Annotated in this window: 23 protein-coding genes and 1 tRNA gene; 16 read left to right on the forward strand and 8 right to left on the reverse strand. The window is 62.2% G+C overall.

The window, feature by feature from the left end:
• The first annotated feature begins 1 nt into the window (after nt 1).
• Genes ACXAEK_RS20030 through cobJ form a run of 3 tightly spaced genes read left to right on the forward strand, consistent with a single transcriptional unit; the run spans nt 2 to nt 2,111 of the window.
• Nucleotides 2-631: a precorrin-8X methylmutase gene (locus ACXAEK_RS20030; RefSeq protein ID WP_475044608.1), complete on the forward strand. Its 630-nt coding sequence runs from the start codon at nt 2-4 to the stop codon at nt 629-631.
• Between the two features lie 2 nt (nt 632-633).
• Nucleotides 634-1,350, forward strand: a complete 717-nt coding sequence (locus ACXAEK_RS20035; protein ID WP_475044610.1) for a precorrin-2 C(20)-methyltransferase — start codon at nt 634-636, stop codon at nt 1,348-1,350.
• Entirely contained in the window at nt 1,347-2,111 is a 765-nt protein-coding gene (gene cobJ / locus ACXAEK_RS20040) for a precorrin-3B C(17)-methyltransferase (RefSeq protein WP_475044612.1), read from the forward strand. Before ACXAEK_RS20035 ends, cobJ begins: the two co-directional genes overlap by 4 nt.
• Here the strand turns inward: cobJ and ACXAEK_RS20045 are convergent.
• Complete coding sequence (locus tag ACXAEK_RS20045; RefSeq protein WP_475044614.1) at nt 2,108-2,848, reverse strand: cobalt-precorrin-6A reductase; 741 nt, start codon at nt 2,846-2,848, stop codon at nt 2,108-2,110. The genes cobJ and ACXAEK_RS20045 overlap by 4 nt on opposite strands.
• Between ACXAEK_RS20045 and cbiE the strand changes: the two genes are divergently transcribed.
• The 6 genes from cbiE to cobF are packed head-to-tail and all read left to right on the forward strand — an operon-like array spanning nt 2,847 to nt 8,041.
• Nucleotides 2,847-4,043, forward strand: coding sequence for a precorrin-6y C5,15-methyltransferase (decarboxylating) subunit CbiE (gene cbiE / locus ACXAEK_RS20050; RefSeq protein ID WP_475044616.1), 1,197 nt, complete (start codon nt 2,847-2,849; stop codon nt 4,041-4,043). The genes ACXAEK_RS20045 and cbiE overlap by 2 nt on opposite strands.
• On the forward strand, nt 4,040-4,417 hold the full coding sequence (locus tag ACXAEK_RS20055) for a cobalamin biosynthesis protein (RefSeq protein WP_475044618.1): 378 nt from the start codon (nt 4,040-4,042) through the stop codon (nt 4,415-4,417). The genes cbiE and ACXAEK_RS20055 overlap by 4 nt, the downstream gene beginning before the upstream one ends.
• The gene (gene cobM / locus ACXAEK_RS20060) at nt 4,414-5,208 is read left to right on the forward strand and encodes a precorrin-4 C(11)-methyltransferase (protein WP_475044620.1); all 795 of its coding nucleotides are present in this window, start codon (nt 4,414-4,416) and stop codon (nt 5,206-5,208) included. The genes ACXAEK_RS20055 and cobM overlap by 4 nt, the downstream gene beginning before the upstream one ends.
• A 4-nt stretch (nt 5,209-5,212) precedes the next feature.
• Nucleotides 5,213-6,532: a cobyrinate a,c-diamide synthase gene (locus ACXAEK_RS20065; protein WP_475045323.1), complete on the forward strand. Its 1,320-nt coding sequence runs from the start codon at nt 5,213-5,215 to the stop codon at nt 6,530-6,532.
• Entirely contained in the window at nt 6,529-7,263 is a 735-nt protein-coding gene (gene cobA, locus ACXAEK_RS20070; RefSeq protein ID WP_475044622.1) for a uroporphyrinogen-III C-methyltransferase, read from the forward strand. The genes ACXAEK_RS20065 and cobA overlap by 4 nt, the downstream gene beginning before the upstream one ends.
• A gap of 25 nt (nt 7,264-7,288) precedes the next feature.
• On the forward strand, nt 7,289-8,041 hold the full coding sequence (gene cobF / locus ACXAEK_RS20075; protein ID WP_475044624.1) for a precorrin-6A synthase (deacetylating): 753 nt from the start codon (nt 7,289-7,291) through the stop codon (nt 8,039-8,041).
• 468 nt (nt 8,042-8,509) lie between these two features.
• On the opposite strand, the gene ACXAEK_RS20080 is transcribed toward cobF, so the two are convergent.
• The 4 genes from ACXAEK_RS20080 to ACXAEK_RS20095 form a co-directional block, all read right to left on the reverse strand.
• Nucleotides 8,510-9,832: a UDP-glucose dehydrogenase family protein gene (locus ACXAEK_RS20080; protein WP_475044626.1), complete on the reverse strand. Its 1,323-nt coding sequence runs from the start codon at nt 9,830-9,832 to the stop codon at nt 8,510-8,512.
• 67 nt (nt 9,833-9,899) lie between these two features.
• Entirely contained in the window at nt 9,900-11,276 is a 1,377-nt protein-coding gene (locus tag ACXAEK_RS20085; protein WP_475044628.1) for a glycosyltransferase family 61 protein, read from the reverse strand.
• 121 nt (nt 11,277-11,397) lie between these two features.
• Complete coding sequence (locus ACXAEK_RS20090; RefSeq protein ID WP_475044630.1) at nt 11,398-12,369, reverse strand: UDP-glucuronic acid decarboxylase family protein; 972 nt, start codon at nt 12,367-12,369, stop codon at nt 11,398-11,400.
• Between the two features lie 673 nt (nt 12,370-13,042).
• Nucleotides 13,043-13,132, reverse strand: a tRNA-Ser gene (locus tag ACXAEK_RS20095).
• Nucleotides 13,133-13,373: 241 nt separating this feature from the next.
• On the opposite strand from ACXAEK_RS20095, the gene ACXAEK_RS20100 reads away from it, so the two are divergent.
• Genes ACXAEK_RS20100 through ACXAEK_RS20130 form a run of 7 tightly spaced genes read left to right on the forward strand, consistent with a single transcriptional unit; the run spans nt 13,374 to nt 19,908 of the window.
• A complete protein-coding gene (locus tag ACXAEK_RS20100; protein ID WP_475044632.1) occupies nt 13,374-14,327 on the forward strand; it encodes an SPOR domain-containing protein in 954 nt (317 codons plus the stop codon).
• Nucleotides 14,305-15,525: a D-alanyl-D-alanine carboxypeptidase family protein gene (locus tag ACXAEK_RS20105; protein WP_475045325.1), complete on the forward strand. Its 1,221-nt coding sequence runs from the start codon at nt 14,305-14,307 to the stop codon at nt 15,523-15,525. Before ACXAEK_RS20100 ends, ACXAEK_RS20105 begins: the two co-directional genes overlap by 23 nt.
• Entirely contained in the window at nt 15,522-16,175 is a 654-nt protein-coding gene (tmk, locus tag ACXAEK_RS20110) for a dTMP kinase (RefSeq protein ID WP_475044634.1), read from the forward strand. Before ACXAEK_RS20105 ends, tmk begins: the two co-directional genes overlap by 4 nt.
• Nucleotides 16,165-17,283, forward strand: coding sequence for a DNA polymerase III subunit delta' (locus ACXAEK_RS20115; RefSeq protein WP_475044636.1), 1,119 nt, complete (start codon nt 16,165-16,167; stop codon nt 17,281-17,283). The genes tmk and ACXAEK_RS20115 overlap by 11 nt, the downstream gene beginning before the upstream one ends.
• Before the next feature lie 37 nt (nt 17,284-17,320).
• Entirely contained in the window at nt 17,321-18,130 is an 810-nt protein-coding gene (locus ACXAEK_RS20120; RefSeq protein ID WP_475044638.1) for a TatD family hydrolase, read from the forward strand.
• A complete protein-coding gene (locus ACXAEK_RS20125; RefSeq protein WP_475044640.1) occupies nt 18,130-18,927 on the forward strand; it encodes an MBL fold metallo-hydrolase in 798 nt (265 codons plus the stop codon). The genes ACXAEK_RS20120 and ACXAEK_RS20125 overlap by 1 nt, the downstream gene beginning before the upstream one ends.
• Before the next feature lie 48 nt (nt 18,928-18,975).
• A complete protein-coding gene (locus ACXAEK_RS20130) occupies nt 18,976-19,908 on the forward strand; it encodes an AEC family transporter (protein ID WP_475044641.1) in 933 nt (310 codons plus the stop codon).
• A gap of 113 nt (nt 19,909-20,021) precedes the next feature.
• On the opposite strand, the gene ACXAEK_RS20135 is transcribed toward ACXAEK_RS20130, so the two are convergent.
• The 3 genes from ACXAEK_RS20135 to ACXAEK_RS20145 all read right to left on the reverse strand — a co-directional run bounded on the left by ACXAEK_RS20135 (nt 20,022) and on the right by ACXAEK_RS20145 (nt 22,455).
• Entirely contained in the window at nt 20,022-20,756 is a 735-nt protein-coding gene (locus tag ACXAEK_RS20135; RefSeq protein ID WP_475044643.1) for an aspartate/glutamate racemase family protein, read from the reverse strand.
• A gap of 9 nt (nt 20,757-20,765) precedes the next feature.
• Nucleotides 20,766-21,458 carry a GntR family transcriptional regulator gene (locus tag ACXAEK_RS20140; RefSeq protein ID WP_475044645.1) on the reverse strand — a complete coding sequence of 231 codons (693 nt, stop codon included), beginning with the start codon at nt 21,456-21,458 and terminating at the stop codon, nt 20,766-20,768.
• A gap of 85 nt (nt 21,459-21,543) precedes the next feature.
• A complete protein-coding gene (locus ACXAEK_RS20145; RefSeq protein ID WP_475044647.1) occupies nt 21,544-22,455 on the reverse strand; it encodes a LysR family transcriptional regulator in 912 nt (303 codons plus the stop codon).
• Nucleotides 22,456-22,467: the final 12 nt, after the last annotated feature.

The following is a 22,467-nucleotide window of genomic DNA, read 5'->3' on the forward strand; positions in this document are numbered from 1 at the left end:
CATGCTCCACACCTACGAGACCAACGGCGCCGCGATCTACGCCGAGAGCTTTGCCACCATCCGCCGCGAAGCCGACCTGGCGCGCTTCAACAAGGACGAGGAAAGCGTTGTCGTCCGCATGATCCACGCCGCCGGCATGGTGGGGCTGGAAGAGCACGTGCGCTTTTCCGAAGGCATGGCCGAGACCGCCCGTGCCGCGCTGGCCAAGGGCGCGCCGATCCTTTGCGACGCCTATATGGTGAGCGAAGGCATCACCCGCCCGCGCCTGCCCGCGGACAATGAGGTGATCTGTACCCTGCGCGACCCGCAGGTGCCGGAGCTGGCCAAGGAGATGTCCAATACCCGCTCAGCGGCCGCGCTGGAGCTGTGGCGCCCGAAGCTGGAGGGCGCCGTGGTCGCCATCGGCAACGCCCCCACCGCACTGTTCCACCTCTTGAACATGCTCAAGGACCCGTCCTGCCCCCGCCCCGCCGCCATCATCGGCTGTCCCGTGGGCTTCGTCGGCGCGATGGAATCCAAAGACGCGCTGATGGAGGACCTTCCGGTTCCGTCCATGATCGTGAAGGGCCGCCTGGGCGGTTCCGCCATCACCGTCGCCGCCGTGAACGCGCTGGCGAGCTGGAAAGAGTAACCATGGGTACAGTCTTTTGCGCAGGGCTCGGCCCCGGTGATCCAGACTTGATGAGCGTCCGCTCGCACCGGCTGATCTCAAACGCGCGCCACATCGCCTATTTCCGCAAGGCCGGCCGCCAGGGCCAGGCCCGCGCCATTGTCGAGGGCATGCTGGCCGAGGGCGTCACCGAACACGCGATGGAATATCCGGTGACAACCGAGATCCATTTCTCGGACCCCGAATACAACCGGGTGCTGGCTGAATTTTATGACCAATGGGCCGATACGCTCGCCGAGATCGCGCAGGACGAAGACGTGGTGGTGCTGTGTGAGGGCGACCCGTTCCTCTATGGCTCCTACATGCATCTTTACACCCGCCTGCAGGGCCGCGCCGCGCAGGAGATCGTGCCGGGCATCACCGGCATGTCCGGCTGCTGGACCGCCTCCGGCCAGCCGATCACCTGGGGGGACGATGTGCTGACCGTGGCGATGGCCACCCTCAGCGAGGATGAGCTGGCTAAACGCGCCGCCGAGACGGACGCGCTGGTGGTGATGAAGATCGGCCGCAACCTGCCCAAGCTGCGCCGCGCGCTGGAGCGCGCGGGCCGCGCGGATGACGCCTGGCTGGTCGAACGCGGCACCATGCCCGGCCAGACCGTGCAGAAGCTCTCGGAGATCACGGGCGAGGTTCCCTATTTCTCCATCGTATTGGTTCACGGACAGGGGCGCCGGCCATGAATGTATCACAAAACGGCTGGGTGGTGATTGCGGGGCTTGGCCCGGGCAACGAGGCGCTGGTGACCCAGGAAGTGCGGGACGCCATTGAGGAAGCCACTGATATCGTTGGCTATATCCCTTACGTCAAACGCATCGAGCCGCGCGAGGGTCTGACCCTGCACGCAACCGACAACCGGGTCGAGGTCGACCGCGCCACCCACGCGCTGGAGATGGCCGCCGAAGGCAAGCGGGTTGTCGTGGTGTCCTCCGGTGATCCGGGTGTCTTTGCCATGGCCTCCGCCGTGTTCGAAGCGCTGGAGAACAATGCGGAAACCCATCCCGCATGGCTGAACCTGGACATCAAAGTGCTGCCCGGCATCACCGCGATGCTGGCCGCTGCCGCCGCCATCGGCGCGCCGCTGGGGCATGACTTTGCCGCCATCAACCTCAGTGACAACCTGAAACCCTGGAGCCTCATTGAACAGCGCCTGCAGCTGGTGGGCGAGGCCGGGCTGGCGATGGCGTTCTACAACCCGCGCTCCAAATCGCGGCCGCATCAGTTTGCCCGCGCGCTGGAAATCCTGCGGGAGGCTTGCGGTCAGGACACGCTGATCACCTTTGCCCGCGACGTGACCAAGCCGGGGCAAGAGCTGCTGACGGTGCCGCTGAAAGAGGCCACGCCCGAGATGGCCGACATGCGCACCGTGGTGATTGTAGGCAACCGCGATACCCGCCGGGTCGGCAACTACGTCTATACCCCCCGCTACGCGGCTGAGGCCTAAGCCGGGGAATGGGACAGCCAGGCCATAACCTCTGCCACGCTGCCCAGGACGGGCCGTTCGGGTACCTGCGGTCTGCCGATCATGATGACCGGCAGGCACAGCTCGCGTGCGGCGGTGAGCTTGGCTGCGGCCCCCGTGCCGCCTGCATTCTTGGCCACCACATGGGTGATACCTTGGCGCTGCATCAGCGCGGTGTCTCCCGCCGCATCAAACGGCCCGCGGGCGATCTCAACCGTGGTGTATGGCAGCGGCAAAGGGGCCTCGGGTTCATCGACCAGCCGCAGCAGGTAGTGATGCTGAGGCTTGGCCGCAAACTGGGCAAGGTTCTGCTTGCCGATTGCGAGGAACACCCGCGCAGGGACCTGGGGCAAAGCGTCTACGGCCTCTTCAATGCTGAGGGTGTGGATCCAGTTGTCACCCTGCCCCGCCTGCCAGGCAGGGCGTTCGAAGGCGCAGAGCGGCACGCCGGCCATCTCGCAGGCATGCACCGCGTTGGTGCTCATCTGCGCCGCAAAGGGATGGGTGGCGTCAACCACATGGGTGATGGCTTCGGCCTGCAAATAGGCCGCCAGCCCTTCGGCGCCGCCAAAGCCGCCGACACGGGTCGGCAGCGGCTGGCTGACCGGCTTGGCGGTGCGGCCCGCGTAGGAAAACACCGCATCCATATCCGTTTCAGCCAGGGCTTTTGCCAGCGTCGAGGCCTCAGAAGTGCCGCCCAGAAGAAGGATGCGTGTCATGTCTGATGGCCTTTCCAAACACTGGCTTACGATCATTGGTCTGGGCGAAAATGGACTGGAAGGCTTGGGGGATGCAAGCCGGAAGGCGCTGGCCGAAGCCGAAGTTATCTTTGGCGGCCCGCGGCATCTGGAACTGGTCGATGCTGGCAGCAAAGGCCAGCCCTGGCCGGTGCCGTTTTCCACCGGACCGGTGCTGGAAATGCGCGGGCGCAAGGTGGCTGTTCTGGCCTCGGGCGATCCGTTCTGGCATGGGGCCGGCGGCTCGCTGATGCGGGATCTGACCCCCGATGAGTGGGTCTCACACCCGGTGCCATCCTGTTTTGCGCTGGCGGCCAACCGGCTGGGCTGGAAGCTGGAGGACGTTCTGTGCCTTGGCCTGCATGCCGCGCCTTATGCGCGGCTTCTGCCGCTGTTGGGCCGGGGCGTGCGGGTTATCTGCACCCTGCGGGATGGAAAGGCCCCGGCAGAGCTGGCGGAATGGCTGGTCGCGCATGGTCAGCCTGATGCTGAACTGACCGTAATGGAACGGCTTGGCGGCCCCAGGGAACAGCTGCACCGCACCACGGCCGAAGGCTGGGATATGCCGCCAGGGGGGGCTCCGGTCCTTATGGCCATCGAGGCCATGCAGCCCGGGCTGCCGCAGGCGTCGGGGCTGGCGGATGCGCATTTCATCAGTGACGGGCAGATCACCAAACGCCCAGTGCGGGCGCTGACGCTGTCGGCACTGGCGCCGCGGGCGGGCGAGCTGCTGTGGGACATTGGCGGCGGCTCCGGCTCGGTCTCGGTGGAGTGGTGTCTGGCGGCGCGCAGGGCACGGGCGATCACATTTGAGCCGCGCGAGAGCCGGCTGGAGAATATCCGCGCCAATGCAGCGGCGTTCGGGCTGGATCATCGGATGACTGCGGTACTGGGCAAGGCGCCGGAGGTGCTGGAAGGCCAACCGCTGCCCGATTGCGTGTTCATCGGCGGCGGCGGCTCCCAGACCCTGCTGGACCACCTGTGGGAGCTGCTGCCAGAAGGCACGCGGCTGGTCGCCAATGGCGTGACGCTGGAGACCGAGACCCTGCTGATGCAGGCCCATGCGGCGCGCGGCGGGCATTTGCTGAAGGCGGAGATTGCCGAGGCCGGGCCGCTGGGGTCGATGCGCGACTGGCGGCGGGCACGCCCTGTGATCCAGTGGAGCGTCACGCGATGAAAGTGGCAGGGATCGGATTTCGCGGTACTGCCACGGCGGCGGATTTGCAGGCGGCTTTGGCGCTGACCGGGGTGCAGGTGGATGCGCTGGCTTCAATCGCGGAGAAGGCCGCAGCGCCCGCCATGCAGGCGTTTGCACAGGCCGCCGGGCTGCCGGTGATTGCCTTGCAGGAACAAGATATTAGCGGGGAGCAGACCTTGACCTGCTCGCCCCGGATCAAGGCGCGGTTCGGCACCGGCTCGCTGGCGGAAGCCGCGGCGCTGGCCGGGGCGCGCCATGGGGCAGCGGGTGCAAAATCGCGCCTTCTGGCCCCCAGAGTTGTCACCGCGGATGGGCTTGCCACCGCGGCCATAGCAGAAAGACTTGAGCCATGACCGTTCACTTCATTGGCGCCGGACCGGGCGCTGCCGACCTTCTGACTTTGCGCGGGCGCGACATCATCGCGTCCTGCCCGGTGTGCCTCTATGCAGGTTCGCTGGTGCCGGAGGAAATCCTGAGCCACTGCCCGGCGGACGCGAAAATCGTGAACACCGCAGCGATGGACCTGGAGGCCATCGTGGCAGAGATCAAGGCGGCGCATGAGGCGGGCCAGGACGTGGCGCGGCTGCATTCGGGCGATCTGTCGGTGTGGTCGGCGATGGGCGAGCAGCTGCGCCGACTGAAGGCCGAAGGCATCCCCGTCAGCGTCACTCCCGGTGTGCCGTCCTTTGCCGCTGCCGCTGCTGCGCTTGGCACTGAACTGACGCTGCCGGGCCTGGGCCAGTCGGTAGTGCTGACCCGCACCCCGGGCCGCGCGTCCTCCATGCCCGAAGGCGAGTCGCTGGAGAATTTTGCGCGTACCGGCACCACCCTGGCGATCCACCTGTCGATCGGCAATCTGGACCATGTGGTGGACAGCCTGACGCCGCATTATGGCGGCGATTGCCCGGTGGCCGTGGTCTACCGCGCCAGCTGGCCGGACCAACAGATCATCCGCGCGACGCTGGACACGCTGAAAGAATTGCTGGACGAGAAGATCTCCCGCACCGCGCTGATTCTGGTGGGTCCGGTGCTGAAGGGCGAGGGCTTTGACGAAAGCTGCCTGTACGCCGCCGACTACGACCGCCGCTACCGGCCGCAAAGCGCCGACAGCCCGTGGTCGAGCTGGAACCATGGGGACGACTAAGGCCATGACCAACATGAACCCTCCCGGGCTGATGATCTCGGCGCCTTCCTCGGGCACCGGCAAGACCACCGTGATGCTGGGCCTTTTGCGTGCGCTGGCCGAGGACGGGCTGACCGTGCAGCCCTACAAGAGCGGGCCGGATTATATCGACCCGGCCTTCCACCTGGCAGCGGCCAAGCGGCCCAGCTTCAACCTCGACACCTGGGCGATGGACGGCGGGCTGCTGGATGCGGTCACCAGCCAGTCGGCAGGCGCAGAAATCTGCGTCGGTGAGGGCTCGATGGGCCTGTACGATGGTGTGGCAACGCGCGGGCAGTCGGGCTTTGGCTCCTCTGCCGAAACAGCAAAACGGATGGGCTGGCCGGTGGTGCTGGTGGTGGATGTGGGCGGCCAGGCGCAATCCGCGGCGGCCACCGCGCTGGGGTTCAAGAACTACGACCCTGACCTGCCCTTTGCGGGCGTCATCCTGAACCGGGTGGCCAGCCCGCGGCATGAACGCCTCACCCGGTTGGGGATGGAGAAGGCTGACATCAAGGTGCTGGGCTCCCTGCCCCGCCGCGGCGACCTGACCCTGCCGGAGCGCCATCTGGGCCTGATCCAGGCGGTGGAACACCCCGATCTGGAGGCCGCCATCGCGGGCTATGCGGCGTTCCTGCGCGAGCATGTGGATCTGGAAGCCATCAAAGCCGCGGCACTGGCGGGCCAGGCGCCCGCGCCGGCAAGCCTGCCAACTCCGCCTGCCCAGCGGATTGCGCTGGCGCGCGATGCGGCGTTTTCTTTTACCTACCCGCATCTTTTGACCGGCTGGCGCGCGGCGGGGGCCGAAATCCTGCCGTTCTCGCCGCTGGCGGATGAGGCCCCGGCGGCGGATGCTGATCTGGTCTGGCTGCCCGGCGGCTATCCGGAGCTGCATGGCGGCACCCTGGCTGCGGCAGAAACCTTCCGCGCGGGCGTACGCAAACATGCGGAGACCAAGCCGGTGCATGGCGAATGCGGCGGTTACATGGCCCTGGGCGAGGCGCTGATCGACAAGCAAGGCAACCGCCACCGGATGCTGGGGCTCTTGGGCCTTGTGACCTCCTACGAGAAGCGCAAGTTCCACCTCGGCTACCGCCGCGCCATTCTGCAGGCCGGGATGCCGGGCTTTGGCGCGGGCACTGCACTGCGGGGGCATGAGTTCCACTATTCAACCATCCTGGAAGAACCTGACGCGCCGCTGGCAAATGTCATGGACGCCGACGGCGGCCCGGTGCCGGAGACCGGCTCCATCAAGGGCCATGTGACGGGCACCTTCTTCCACCTGATCACGGGAGAACAGGCATGAGCGGTTTTGTGAGCTTTGTCTCCTCCGGCCCCGGCGATCCGGAACTGCTGACCGTCAAGGCGGTGAAGCGGCTGAAAGCAGCGGATGCGATCCTGTTCGACGATCTATCCTCAGGCCCGATCCTGAGCCATGCCCGTGCTGAGGCGGATCTGGTGGGCGTGGGCAAACGCGCCGGCCGCCCCTCTCCCAAGCAGGATCATGTGAGCCAGCTGCTGGTCGATTACGCCCAGAGCGGCCTCAACGTGGTGCGGCTGAAATCCGGGGACTCCGGCGTCTTCGGACGGCTGGAGGAAGAGATGACCGCGCTGCGCGAGGCCGGCATCGGGTTTGAGATTGTGCCCGGCGTCACCGCAGCCTCTGCGGCAGCGGCGGCGGCCAACATTCCGCTGACCCGGCGGCTGACAGCGCGGCGGCTGCAATTCATCACCGGCCATGACGTGACCGGCGGTCTGCCGGACGACCTGAACATGGCGGCGCTGGCCGACCCGCATGCCACAACCGTGGTCTATATGGGTAAACGCACCTTTGCCGATCTGGCGGAAAAGCTGATGGAGGCAGGCCTGCCCGCGGACACACACGCGCTGGTGGCGCAGGGGGTTTCCACTCCCGAACAGAAACTGTTCTGCCACAATGTGGGCGAGCTGCCATCAGTGCTGCGCGCGATGGAAACCAAGGCACCGGTGTTGATCCTGTACGGCCCGCTGGCCGATCAGGACCTGCCCGCCGCTTGAGCCTGCAATTCAGAAAGACCCTTCTATGATAGAGCTTTCCCTGATCGGCATCGGCACCGGCAACCCGCAACACATGACGCTGCAGGCGATCGAGGCGCTGAACGCACAGGATCTGATCCTGATCCCCAATAAGGGTGCGGGAAAGGACGACCTTGCGGGGCTTCGCCGGGAGATCTGCAACCGGGCGATCAAGGGCGATGCCCCGAAGATCGTCGAATTCGCCTTGCCGGTGCGCGACGAGGCCACCAAGAGCTACCGCAAGCGCGTGGACGACTGGCATGACGCCATCGCCGGCATCTGGTGGCAAACCATCACCGCCAACCTGCCGGAGGGCGGCAAGGCCGGCTTTCTGGTCTGGGGCGATCCATCGCTTTACGACAGCACCATGCGGATTGCCGAACGGCTGAAGACGCTGGCCGAAATTAAGCTGACGGTGGTCCCGGGCATTACGTCGATGCAAGCGCTGACCGCGGCCCATGCTATTCCAGTCAACGAAATTGGCGCCCCCTTCACTGTCACCACCGGACGGCAGCTGCGCGAAAACGGCTGGCCGGACAGTGCTGATACGCTGGTGATCATGCTGGACGGGGAGTGCTCCTTTCAGGCGATTGACCCGCAGGGGGTGGAGATCTTCTGGACGGCCTATGCCGGGATGGAGAACCAGATTTCCGTCGCCGGGCCGCTGGCGGATGTCACCGGGCAGATCATCGCCACCCGCGCCAAGGCGCGCGCAGAGCACGGCTGGATCATGGACATCTACCTGCTGCGCAAGACCTGAACAGCCCGGCCGTTGCATGAAACGGCCGGATCACATCTGCAGCTGTTTGATTTGGCCGCGAGGACACGGGGTTGCGGCCCCTGGGAACGCTGTCACGTTCAATGGTTTTAATGCCTGCGGTATATTAAGCGAATTCAGCCGCTTAGTTTAAAGTCACGCAAAACACATGCGAAACAGGGAGTGACGGTTAAAGTCGTCTCCGTTCCTGATTATTCTCTTTGTGCGCTAAACTACGCAGCATCCCTTGGCCGGTGCTGCGCAGTTAACTGCGCCTATTCCCCCAGCAGCCGGCTCACCACGAATTTTCAACCGCCTGCAAGGTGCAGCGGCACTCGGCAGTACAAACGCCGGCGGGGGTTCGGCAACAGACGTCAGCCAGGAGTTCAAGCCTGCCGATCTTCGCCACAAGGAAGTCAGCAGCGCCGCAACCCCGGGCATAAGTCAATGTTCCAGTTGCGGCAGAAAAGCTCAGCTTCTCCTGTATCCTATCCGACCGACACCTTCGTAAGCGACAAAGCCCGCGGCTTTTGCATCGTCTGCAGAATGCACATTCCGCAGATCCGCCAATCGCGGAACATCCATTCGTTTTGCAAGCTCTTGCAGATCCAATGCACGGAACTCGTTCCACTCAGTGAGAATGACCAACAAGTCTGCACCCTCTGCGGCCGCATAGGGATCTTCCAGCCAAGCCACCCCCGGTAAAAGCTCTTCGCCTTCACGCCGTCCTTGCGGGTCGCAGACCCTCACTTTTGCTCCATGACCAATCATGTTGGGAATGATTGTCAGACTAGGAGCATCGCGCATATCGTCAGTGTTCGGCTTGAAGGTTACGCCTAGAACGGCAACGACCTTGCCGCTGAAACTACCATCGCAAAGATCAAGCAGCTTCTCGATCATACGATGCTTGATTTCCTCATTCACCTTTATCACGGTCTCGGTAATCTGCATCGGAACACCGTACTCATGGCCGATCCGCGACAAGGCTTTGGTATCTTTCGGGAAACATGATCCGCCATAGCCAGGACCGGCATGCAGGAACTTATTGCCAATCCTGCCGTCAAGCCCGATTCCCCGAGAAACCTCTTTCACATCCGCTCCGACACGTTCGCAGAGTCTGGCAATCTCGTTAATGAAAGTAATCTTCGCTGCCAAGAATGCGTTCGCAGCATACTTGATCATTTCAGCGGACTCGAGATCCGTGCTCAAAATCGGAAAATCACGCAAGTAAAGCGGCCGGTAAATGTCAGCCATTACTTTCTCTGCGCGCTCGCTCTGCACACCGACAACCACGCGATCAGGGCGCATGAAGTCTTCGATTGCAGCTCCCTCTCTCAGGAATTCAGGATTAGAGGCCACGTCAAAATCCAATTCAGGATTTGCCTCTTTGATTACGGATTGAACTTTGCGGTTGGTACCAACTGGCACCGTAGATTTGGTAACAACCACCAAATACCCCCGAGCAAATTCCGCAATCTCCTTAGCAGCAGCCATAACATAAGAAAGGTCAGCGTGGTTGTCTCCGCGCCGGGTGGGAGTTCCGACAGCGATAAAAACCGCCTGGGCACCCTCAATAGCGGAAGCAAGATCTTGCGTGAATGAAAGGCGTCCAGCCTTCATATTCCGGGAAACAAGTTCGTCCAGGCCAGGCTCAAAGATAGGCACTTCACCTTGGTTGAGTTGCTCAATCTTGCGGGGATCTTTATCCACGCAGACGACCTCATGCCCGAAATCAGAAAAACAGACACCAGACACCAGCCCGACGTAACCAGTGCCAATCATAGCAATCTTCATAGAACTTCCTTTGGACTGCGTTAGATTTCCCTGACCTGAACCAAGTCAGATCAGACGCGGTGAAGAATCACCCCAAGTGCTTGGCAAGACACTCTGAGACTTCTTCGATCGGCGCTGCGAAAGAAGTCGAGTGATCTTTTTGATCGTCTTCTGCGCACACAACCGCAAAATTCAGATCACGGGCGGCAGCAAGCTCCCAGAAAATTCGCACACGATCCAGAGTGAAGGTCTTGGTAATTTCCAGAACAAAGGTGCCGGGACGGCAATATCCAATATTCGTTAGCCCTGCTCCGTGTCCCGCGACGACCGCTTCTGCATTCGAGAACAGCTCGACCTGCTCATCAATGGTCATGCCGCTCAACACGACTTCTTCAAACCCGAACTTTTTCAGAGTTTCTACCAGCTCAGCTTCGTTCAGAAGCCCACGTTTTGGGACATCCTTGCGAGAAATGAAAATTCGCTTGGGTGTGCTGCCGCGGTTGCCGCCCCGATAATTGTCAACAGCGAAGTCAAAATAATCAAGCGTGGCAGCCGTAACAAAAGTTCCCCTCGTTTCCGTATGCATCGCGACATCAGGCTTGATCAAAAGCGGTGCAGTCATATACGCGGCGTCAGTAAACAGCACTTTCTGAGTATCAATCTCCAGAAATTCGAGCATCTGAAGTGTCAAATCAAGAAAATTGTTACGCCTCAGAAGCACCTTAATCCCTTTGGGCTCAAATACTTCTTTCCATGTGAGCAAATGGCACACTTGCTCCATAATAAAATGATAGTAATTGGCCATTGGATGGCGCTGAAAAAGGAAAACGGGCTCACCCAGGTCATCCGGTTCGTCATCCAAATCGACATGCCAGCCCAAACCAGGGGCAAAGTAGACACCCGACAACTTGTGATGTCCAACACGATTGGTGTTGATGACCTCAAAGTCCCTGGTTACGAATGTTCCATTTGCACTATACCGTGCGTTCGGAAAAGCAACAGTTCTGGAACCAGGAAGCTCAATAGTGATGTCGCGGTGTTTGAATTCGGGGTGCTGTTGAACTTTCTCCGGGAGATCCTGAAAGTTCAGTGGCGTCCTCAGCTTGAAGGACCTGCCGTTGTCACGAATTGAAACTGGCGGGATATCCGGATAATCGCTGCCTGCTGCCAGAACCCGGCTTTCAAGTTCCGGATCACTTTGCGAGACCATTTTCAGCGACTTCGGATTGGATGGCTTCACAGGGCCAGGGAGAAGGCGCCGCGCCTCTTCATCGCGGTTGCATCCCCGATAGGCTTGAGCCAAGGCCTCCCGCGTTGCTGTGTCGAAATAATTCTTTTGAAGAAGGTCCTTGCCAACCTCGACAGCCCTGGCGGCCCCTTGTGTTTCAAGGGTCGCCAGAATCTGCATCGACGGGCTTATTTCCTCAGTAGCACCATGCGCTTGGTCATTATTCTTGGTCTTCATTACACGTGATATCCTCAAGCGTTTCCTGCAGAATTGTCCAAGTATTGGCCCGGCTCGTGTCCTTTAACGCGTTTTACCGCTTTATAGCCTGACATGGCACAGGGTGGATTTGGCCCGTATTTTAGAGGAGCTCCAACTCCTTCAAACGCTTACTAAAGTACTCAATTGTTTTACCCAAACCTTCTTTGAGTTGAACCTCAGGCTCCCATCCCAGCGTATTTTTGGCCAGGGTAATATCGGGTTGTCTTTGTTTTGGATCGTCCGAAGGCAGAGATTTATAGACGATTTCGGATTTCGACCCCGTCAACTCCACCACAGCCTCTGCAAGCTCGGATATCGTAAACTCACAAGGATTTCCCAAATTCACAGGACCAGTTACGTCACTTGACGTTTCCATCAAGCGCATGAAGCCCTCGACCAAATCCGAAACGTAGCAGAAGGATCTCGTTTGGCTGCCGTCGCCGAAGATCGTGATTGGCTGCCCTGACAATGCCTGAACAATGAAGTTCGACACCACGCGGCCATCAGCGTGGTGCATCCGCGGCCCATAGGTATTGAAGATCCTCGCAACCTTGATTTCAAGGTTATGCTGCCGGTGGTAATCAAAGAACAAGGTCTCTGCACAGCGCTTGCCTTCATCATAGCACGAGCGAATGCCGATGGGGTTCACGCTGCCCCAGTACCCTTCAGGCTGCGGATGAACATCCGGATCGCCATACACCTCACTGGTGGAAGCCTGAAAGATTTTGCATTTCAGCCTCTTGGCAAGCCCCAGCATGTTGATCGCGCCGTGGACAGAAGTCTTCGTCGTTTGCACTGGATCGTGCTGATAGTGCACCGGCGATGCCGGGCAGGCCAAATTGTAGATTTCATCAACCTCAACATAGAGCGGGAAGGTGACGTCTTGCCGAACGAACTCAAACCGCGGATGGCTATGAAGATGGTCAATATTCCTCTTCGTGCCCGTAAACAAATTGTCGACACAGAGAACTTCGTGACCTTGCTCAAGCAACCTGTCCGTGAGATGGGACCCGAGGAAACCAGCTCCACCGGTAACAAGGATGCGCTTTCTGCTTTCGTAATAACGTGCCATTTAGGCCCTCTGGTTGCTGTATCAAAATTTGTGGCTGCGCTATCTTGGCGATCAACAGCTGCCTAAGATCATAAGTTCCATCTAAGGGTCAAGACAGATCCTTCAGATTTGTTCGGGACTGTTTTTCCCCCTTTGAACTGCCCCCACAGGCCTTGGAAAGGTTTCCGCATAGATCCTGCCCTTCTCCCCCTCCATGCTGGCCGGGCTAGGGTTTGAACCACCACCCCCGGCAGGAGAATTGCCGCCCAGTACGGCCCGGGTGCACTTGCGGCTGCAAAGCCGGATCCATTTTTTATGTCTGCCTCTGCTTCTGCTCCGCCTTCCTGGGTGCGCCGGCAACCACATCCGGGCTTCGGGCCCAGCCACAACCCTTGCACGAAAAATGTTCGCGGAGAAGCGCCCCTTTTCAGCCTGTCAGGATCCGGGCGCAGTACAGGCGCAGGCAAAGCCCGCCCCCCCCAAAGACCAGCACATCACCGCAGCATTGTCTCAGAAGACTTTTGACACCCCTAAAGAACTGGCAAGCAGCATGTCAGAAGCAATTGGCATACTGAGGCGTGATGTCTCCGGGACAGAACCGGAAGCAGACCATGACCGCATTAAAATACTGGAACCACCCGGCGGCCCGGCCTCTTGGGCACTCTTATTAGTCAGCAGCACTTATCTGATTTGGTGGCGGGGAGACAGGGATTCGAACCCTGGGAACGCTCTCACGTTCAACGGTTTTCAAGACCGCCGCATTCGACCACTCTGCCACCTCCCCGGTCCGTGCAGCGGTTTAGGACGCAACGCGCAGCGAGGCAAGGGGGAATCCGCACTGCAAGAGAAATCCGCACGCGCCTCTGCGCCGCGCGGATTTATGCCACCGCCGCGGGATTACCGAACACTGCAGCCCGTCAGGGTTTTCATGGCTGGATGTGCAGGCTATCATGCCGCCAAATCAAAAAGACCGGACATCCCGGCGGGGGCGCAAAAGCGCCGCGGGCACAGGCAAGGATGAGAGCATGAAAGACACCGTGTCGAGAGCAAGGACGGCCCCGCGGATCGCCGTGGCGGTCGCAGGACTGCTGGTACTGGCCGGCTGCGAAGACGGGCCGAAACTGGGCTTTCTAGAGCCGAAACCGGAAGCCGCCGCCACTGCCGGCAGCAGCAGCGGCGCCAAGGCGTCCAGCCGCACCAAGCTGGTTGAACGCGACGTCGAAGCGCCGGATGTGTTCCAGGTCACCGAAGCGGGCCTGTGGGACGGGCGGCCCTCGATCGGCGGCGTCTGGGTGGCGCATCCGGACACCAAGGACCCGGAACGGGTGATCATCCGCAACAATGCAAACGGCCAGTTTGTGATCGGCGCCCTGTTCCGGCGCGAGCGGGAGATCCCGGGCCCGCGCCTGCAGGTCTCCTCGGACGCTGCCGCCGCTCTGGGTATGCTGGCAGGCGCCCCGTCCGAGCTGAACGTGACCGCATTGCGCCGCGAAGAAGTCAGCAATGAACCCGCCGCAGAGGATCCGGCTGCGAAACTGCCCGCTGCTGAGGCCGAAACGGATGCCGCCTTGGAGCTGGCCTCTGCTGCCGGCGCGGACATCACCGAAACGCCACTGGACCCGATTGCCGGTGCTGCCGCTGCAATTGACGCCACGGCGCCCTCAGCCCTGGCTGCAACCGCGCCGCCGGCCCGGGCGGAACCAGCTGCTGCGCCGGCCCCTGCCGCCAAGCCGCAGAAATCCTCGCTGGACAAGCCTTTCATTCAGATCGGTATTTTCAGCGTCGAAGCCAATGCCAAGCGCACAGCCAATATGATGCGCAGCGCCGGCATGGTACCAGTGGTGCGCGAACAATCCTCCAGCGGCAAAGCCTTCTGGCGGGTGCTGGTCGGACCGGCGCAGAACAAGTCCGAACGCAGCCAGCTGCTGAAAAGCGTAAAGGAAACCGGATTTGCGGATGCCTATGCTGTCACTAACTAAGCAGAACACGGCGCGGCCGGCCCGCGCTTTCCCGTCTTCGCTGCGTCTCGCCTTGGCCGCAGGCCTGGCTGTCAGCCTGTCGGCGCTCTCTGCCGCGGCTTTCGACACCAAGGCCCGCGCGGCCTATGTGCTGGATGCCGGGACCGATACAGTGCTTCTGTCCAAGAACGCCGATGTGCCGCTGCCGCCTGCCTCCATGTCCAAGCTTATGACACTCTATGTGGCCTTTGAGGCCCTGCGTGACGGAAGGCTGACACTGGACGAGCGGCTGCCGGTCAGTGAACACGCGATGAGCTACAAGGGCTCCACCATGTTCCTGGACACTCAGGACCGGGTCCGGGTCGAGGATCTGTTGCGCGGCATCATCGTGCTGTCCGGCAATGACGCCTGCGTGGTGATTGCCGAGGCGCTGAGCCCGGACGGAACCGAGGCCGGTTTTGCCCGGTACATGACCAAGCGCGGGCAGGATCTGGGCATGACTGCCTCGACCTTTGCCAATTCCAACGGCTGGCCTGCTGCCGGGCACCGGATGTCCGTGCATGACCTGGCGATCCTGGCGGAGCGGCTGATCGAGGACTTTCCCGAGTACTACCCGCTGTTTGCCGAGACCCATTTCGAATTCGACGGCCGCGCGCCCTCCAACACCCGCAACCGCAACCCGCTGTTGAAGCTGGGGATCGGGGCGGACGGGCTGAAGACCGGCCATACCGAGGAAGCAGGCTATGGCCTGGTCGGCTCCGCCAAGCAGGGCGACCGGCGGGTAATCTTTGTGGTCTCTGGACTGGACACAGAGCGCGGCCGGGCAGAGGAGGCAGAGGCCCTCGTTAACTGGTCGTTTCGCCAATTTACCAAGAAAACCGTTGCCAAAGAGGGCATCTCCATCGCGGAAGCCGAAATTTGGCGGGGGGCCGAGCGATCGGTAGGGCTGGTGCCGGCCAAGGATCTGGAAATCCTGCTGCCCTCGCTGTCGGCCAAGACCATCCAGGGTGAAGTCGTCTATAACGGCCCGATCGAGGCACCGGTGAAAAAGGGCCAGCGCCTGGCCGAACTGGTCCTGCAGCCCGAGGAACTGCCAGAGGTGCGGCTGCCGCTGGTGGCAGAAAGCGATGTGCCTGCGGGCGGCTTTGTTGTGCGGGTGAAAACCGCGGCCCAGGTGCTGATCAAGCAGTTCCTGACTGGTCCCGAGGGGGCGCTGTGACGGCTGACACGGGACGCGGCCTGTTCATCACCTTTGAAGGTATTGACGGGTCAGGAAAATCAACGCAATGCCGCCTGCTGGCAGAGGCTTTGCGCGCAGCAGGCCGCGATGTGGTGCTGACGCGGGAGCCTGGCGGCTCGCCCGGGGCTGAGGAAATCCGCCGCCTGGTGCTGGAGGGCGATCCTGATCGCTGGTCGGCGGAGACAGAGCTTCTGTTGTTCATGGCGGCGCGGCGCGACCATCTGGAGCGCACCATCGAGCCTGCCCTGGCGGCGGGCAAGGTGGTGATCTGCGACCGCTTTGCCGACAGCACCCGGATGTACCAGGGCCTGTCGCGCGGCGACCTGCGCGCGGCTGTCGACCAGATGCACAAGCTGATAATCGGCCGCGAGCCAGACCTGACCCTGCTGATCGACATGGACCCGGCTGAGGGCCTGGCCCGCGCCAAGGGGCGGCAGGGCAAGGAAGAACGGTTCGAGGATTTCGGCGTCGGGCTGCAGGAAAAGATGCGCGCAGGCTTTCTGGCGCTGGCGCAGGAATTCGCGGACCGCTTCCGCGTGGTCGATGGCGCCCGCCCGGTGGAGGACGTCGCCGCAGACGTCCGCAAGCTGGCGGATGAAGCCTTGAAGGAAGCCGGGCATGAGCGCTGACGACGAGCTGCCACGCGCCGACCAGGCCGAGGGCGCGCCGCATCCGCGCGAAACCCTGCAGCTGATCGGCCAGGAGGCGGCAGAGCAGGATTTCCTGACCGCCTACAATTCCGACCGGCTGCACCACGGCTGGCTGCTGACCGGCCCGCAGGGCGTGGGCAAAGCAACTCTGGCCTGGCGGATTGCCCGCTTCCTGCTGGCCACCCCTCCGGCCGAGGACGGCCTGTTCGGCGCCCCTCCCCCGCCGCAGAGCTTGGACATTGACCCGGAACATCCGGTCTCCCATCGCATTCAGGCGCTGGCTGAACCCGGCCTGGCGCCGATCACCCGCTCTTATGACGACAAGGGCAAGCTGCGCAGCCAGATCGTGGTGGACGACATCCGCAAGCTGAACCGGTTCTTTGGCCTGTCGGCTACCGATGGCGGCCGCCGGGTGGTGATTGTGGATGCAGCTGATGACATGAACGTGAGCGCGGCCAACGCACTACTGAAGATGCTGGAGGAGCCGCCCGCGCGCACCACGATCCTGCTGATCTCGCACCAGCCCTCGCGGCTTTTGCCCACCATCCGCTCGCGCTGCCGCACCCTGCGGCTGGGGCCGCTGCTGGCTGCGGACATGGAGGCCGCATTGGCACAGTCCGGGGTGGAGCTGCCGGAAAACATGGATAACCTCGCCGCTTTGGCAGGCGGTTCGGTCGGCGCGGCGCTGCGGCTGATCAATCTGGGCGGGCTCAGGATCTATGCCGAACTGGTGCAGATCCTCGATTCAATGCCCCGCCTGGACCGGCAGCGCGCCATGGCGCTGGCCGAGGCCGCCGCCCAGCGCGGTGCGGCTGAGAAATTCGAGCTGCTGCTGTCACTGACTGAGATGGCGCTGGCCCGGCTCGCGCGCACCGGCGCCACCGGCGCGCCGCCAGCGCCCGAGGCGGCACCGCAGGAAGCGGCGATGCTGCAGCGCCTGTCGCCCGATCCCCGCAGGGCGCGGGCCTGGGCCGACCTGGCAGCGGAAGTGACAGCGCGTGCGCGGCACGGGCAGGCGGTGAACCTTGACCCCGCCGCCCTTGTCCTAGATACGGTTTTCAAGATGCAGGAAACCGCGTCGCGCTGAGGCTTTCCGGCGCGGCGCAAGCGGCACCAGAGGATACATGACCGAGACGCCCCCCCAGATTACGGACAGCCATTGCCACCTGGACTTTCCGGACTTCGAAGGCCGCCTGGACGAGGTGATCGCCAGCGCAGCTGAGGCCGGCGTTACCCGCATGGTGACCATCTGCACCAAGATGAAGAACGAGCCTGCCGTGCGCGCCATCGCCGAAGCACACGCGCCGGTGTTCTACGCCGCGGGCACCCACCCGATGAGCGCCGCGGACGAACCCATGGTGACTGTTGATGAGCTGGTGGCGCTGGCCAAGCACCCCAAGTTTGTCGGCATCGGTGAGACCGGGCTGGACTATCACTACACAGCCGACAGCAAGGACGTGCAGCAGCAGTCCTTGCGCATCCATATCGCTGCCGCACGCGAAACCGGCCTGCCGCTGATCATCCATTCCCGCGCTGCCGATGACGACATGGCCCGCATCCTGGGCGAAGAGATGAAGAACGGCGCCTATACTTGCGTTATGCACTGCTTCTCCTCCTCGGCGGAACTAGCGCGGGCCGCACTGGATTTGGGCTTTTACCTGTCGATGTCCGGCATTGCCGCCTTCCCCAAGAGCCAGGAGCTGCGCGACATTTTCGCTGCTGCCCCGGTGGAGCGCATTCTGGTCGAAACCGACGCCCCCTACCTGGCGCCGCCCCCCTACCGCGGCAAGCGCAACGAACCGGCCTACACGGCCTTTACCGCCAAGGTCGGCGCAGAGGTGTTCGGCATGGATTACGCGGCGTTTGCCGCCCAGACACAGGCCAATTTCGACCGGCTGTTCTGGAAGGCCGCAGCTTTTGAGGCCGCCGCCTGATGGCTGAGATGCGCTTTACCATCCTTGGCTCAGGCTCCTCTGGCGGGGTGCCGCGGATTGGCGGCCATTGGGGCGATTGCGACCCGGGGAACCCCAAGAACCGCCGCGGCCGCTGCTCGATGCTGGTGGAGCGCATTGATGCAGGCGGCACCACCGCGGTGCTGATCGACACCCCGCCGGACATGCGCAACCAGCTGCTGGATGCCGAAGTTGAGCGGCTGGACGCGGTGGTCTACACCCATTCCCACGCGGATCACTTGCACGGGATCGACGATCTGCGCATGGTTTACTTCAACATGCGCCAGCGCATTCAGGTTTATGCCGACGGGCCGACACAGGACGCCCTTTTAAATCGGTTCGGCTATGCTTTTGCACAGCCTGAGGGATCGCCCTATCCGCCTATTCTGGACCTGAAAACCATCGGCGGGCCGTTCACCATTGATGGCCCTGGCGGCGCGATCCAGTTCCGCCCGTTCGAAGTGAACCACGGCTCCATCGACGCCTTGGGCTTCCGCATTGGCGGGCTGGTGTATCTCCCGGATGTGAAGGAGATCCCGGACGCCGCCCTGCCGGAACTGGAGGGGCTGGATATCTGGATCCTGGACGCGCTGCGCCGTACCCCGCACCCGACACATTTCAGCTACGATGATGCGCTGGAGTGGTTTGCCAGGATGGCGCCCAAACGCGGCATTCTCACTAACATGCATATCGACATGGATTACGCCACGGTCGAGGCCGAGACACCGGGCCATATCACCCCCGCCTTTGACGGGATGGTGATCCGGATGGAGATCTAAGGGGCGCAATTGCGCCCTTTTTCATTCTTGCAGCTTTTAGGACCTAAAGTGTTTCAGAGCCTGATCGACGTCATCCTGCCGGTATTTCTGGTCGTGGGCGCAGGCTATGCTGCCACCGCGCGGGGCGTGCTGGACCAGGCACATGTCGATGGCGTGATGAAGTTCGCCCAAGGCTTTGCGATCCCTTGCCTGCTGTTCAAGGCAATGGCCGAATTGGACCTTTCCGCCAGTTTCAATCCGCAGCTGCTGGCAAGCTTCTACACCGGTGCCTTTACTTGTTTTCTGATCGGGCTGTTTGGCGCCCGTATCCTGTTCAAGCGGGACTGGGAGGATTGCATCGCCATCGGCTTTTGCTGCCTGTTTTCCAACTCGGTCCTGCTGGGGCTGCCGATCACCGAACGCGCGTTCGGGCCGGACAACCTGACCGGCAACTACGCAATCATCGCCTTCCACTCGCCGTTCTGCTATGGCGTCGGCATCACCGCGATGGAGTTTGTGCGCAACCGCGGGGCCGGTGGCATCAAGACGGTTACTGCGGTGCTGAACGCGATGTTCCGCAATGTGCTGATCCTGGGGATTACGCTGGGGTTCGCGGTCAACCTGTCGGGGCTGGCCATTCCGCTGGTGATAAACGAGGCGCTGTCGCTGCTGATCCGCGCCGCGCTGCCTGCGGCGCTGTTTGCGCTTGGCGGCGTGCTGGTGAAATACCGCCCCGAAGGCGATATGCGGGCGATCCTGTTTGTCTGCTTCACCTCGCTGATGATCCATCCGGCGATTGTCTGGACCATGGGATCGGTCTTGGCGCTGCCGCAGGACCTGTTCCGGTCGGGTGTGCTGAACGCGGCAATGGCAACTGGGTTCAACGGCTATATTTTTGCCAATATGTACGGGCGGGCCAAACGGGTGGCGGCATCCTCGGTGCTGATTGCCACCGGGGCGAGCATCCTGACCGTATGGTTCTGGCTGCTGGTTTTGAGCTGAAGAAAAAGGTCAGCACTTCTGCCCAAATGTTTCGCGCGCGAAACATTTGGACAACAAGACTGACCTTATCCTTCAGATTTCATTAGGAAATATCCAACTAAAGGTTACCGCCTTCAAAACCGGGGATCATCCAGTTCCAGCGGAAACCCCTTGGGCAGCAGACCGGCCTGAAACCAGTTGATGAAGGAGTGGATCGAGAACACCGGCAGCCCGGTGGCCTTTCTCACATCACGGGCGTAAGGCACCATATTTGTGCATTCCAGCACGATGGCGCCCAGATCGGGTGTATCCGCGACCATCGCCCGGGCCGCGTCGATCATGTCCAGACGGCAGGCCTCAAAGTCGATCTCTGCCGCGTCGCCCAGGATGTCGCGGGTAAAGGCGCGCAGGCCGTCGGTGCCGGCAATGGGCGTATCCGGCGCAACACCTGCGGCAACAAGGTGGGCGGGCGTCAGGGTGGCCTTGGAGATGGTCAGGATGCCGCAGCGCTTGCCCCCGGGCAGCAGATTCTGCACCATCGGCACCTGCATCAGCGAGGAGGTTGCCACCGGCACGCCCAGCGCCTGTTTCACCTCGTCCTGGATCAGCGCCAGGAAACCGCAGTTGGTGGTGATGCCATCGGCGCCCATGGCCACAAGGTCACGGCCGGCCTCGACAAACAGGTCGATCAGCTCCTTGGGATTACCGCGCACCACGTTTTCAGGATTGGCGCCGCGCACCACCTTGTAGTGGACCGGGAAGTCCCAGGTCATCGCGTTGCCCATGTCGCCATGGATGCGGGGAAAGCGCGTTTCCAGCATCAGGATGCCAACCGCCGCGCCAAAGACCGTCTTGCCGCCATGTTCCATGTGAATCCCCTATTCGTCCGGCACGTAGAGCTGGGAAAAGGCGATGCGGACGGCTTCCGTCGCTTCCTCCCGGCGTTTTTCGATATGGCTGCGCATGGCTGATGTGGCGGCCTCTGCGTTGCGGGCGGCGATGCCCTCGACAATCTGGCGGTGGGCCGAGATGTCGCCCGGCGCCTTGCCCCCTGCCCGGTCGCGCATTCGCTTGAGGTCAATGAGGCGGATATAGCGGATCCGGCCGTTGAGATTGTTGAGGATCCGCTGCAACTCGCTGTTGCCCGAAAGCTGCGCCAGCCGGGCGTGGAAGCTTTCGTCCATCGCCAAGAGCGCCTCCGGGTCGGTGGCGCTTTGGTACTCCGGCTCCATCCGGTTGAGGTAATCCGCCAGCGCAGCGATGTCCTCATCTGAGGCACGGGTGCAGGCGAGCCACACGGCTTCGCATTCCACCGCCACCCGGGCCTCGTAGAGGTCCATGATATAGCTGGGCGTCAGTGGGCGGCAGAAGAAGCCGCGGTTGTTCTGAAAGGTGAGGAACCCCTCGGCCACCAGCCGGTTCAGCGCCTCGCGCAGCGGCGTGCGGCTGGCGCCCAGCACCTCGGACAACGCGCTTTCGTTGATCCGCTGGTCGGGCTTGAAGGCAAAATCCGCCGCCATCCGGCGCAGTGCCTCGTAAACCCTATCCACATTGCTTTCGCGTTTGGCCATGGTTCCGCCATTTGTTCATTCCGCGCTGCAGACTAGGCGGGGCGTCAGGTCTGCGCAATGCTGAATTCTGGGTTGCATACAATTTTCAAGTCCCAGAAGCGTCCCCAGCGGAATAAGGCGCCAGTTCCTGCTTCAAGAGCGCCAGAAACTCCTGCCCTACCGCCGACAGCGGCCGCGACTTGGAGGTGATCACGCCCATTTCCATCATGATACGCGGGCGGAACGGACGGGAGGCAAAGCCGCCGCCGGTCTCAAAATCCAGCACGAAAGGGTCGAGAATGGAAACCCCCATCCCCTCTTGCACGAAGCTGAGGAGGTTTTTGAACAGATGCGAATGCACCCGGGTTTTCAGCGGCACGCCCGCCTGCTGGAACACCTCGCGGGTGCGGCGGTGGGTCATGTGCTCGGGGCCCATGACGATGAAAGGCACGCCGTCCAGCAGCTCCGGCGTCAGTACCTCATGTTCGGCCAAGGGGCTGTCCGCCGGGATCGCCAGCCGGGTTTCGACGTTGATCGGATGCACCTCCAGCCCGTCGTGAATGAGGGGCATTTCGCAGATGCCGATCTCGAACAACCCGGAGATCACCCATTCCTGGATCTTCAGCGAATACTGCGCCTGAAAGGAGATCGACAGGTCCGGGCGGGTGCGGGCAAAGCGGGCGATCAGCGCGGGCATGAAGCCGAAGGACATGGAGTGCTGCGAGGCGACCTGCAGCTGGCCTGCCTGCTTGTTCTGGAGATCAGTCACCGCCTGCGCCACATGGTCAAGGCCGCGCACCACGGTGTCGACCTCCTGAAACAGCACGCCGGCCTCGGGCGTCGGGATCAGCCGCCCCTTGCTGCGTTCGAACAGCTTGAGGCGGGTCTGGCGTTCCAGCTGATACAACAGATTGGAGATGCCGGGCTGGGAAATCCCCAGCTGCTCCGCCGCGCCGGTGACGGTGCCGGTTTCGACAATCGCGTGGAACGCCTGCAACTGGCGGAAGCGGAGGGACATCGGTAGCACATC

The sequence above is a fragment of the Leisingera sp. ABM4_101 genome, assembly GCF_056158725.1.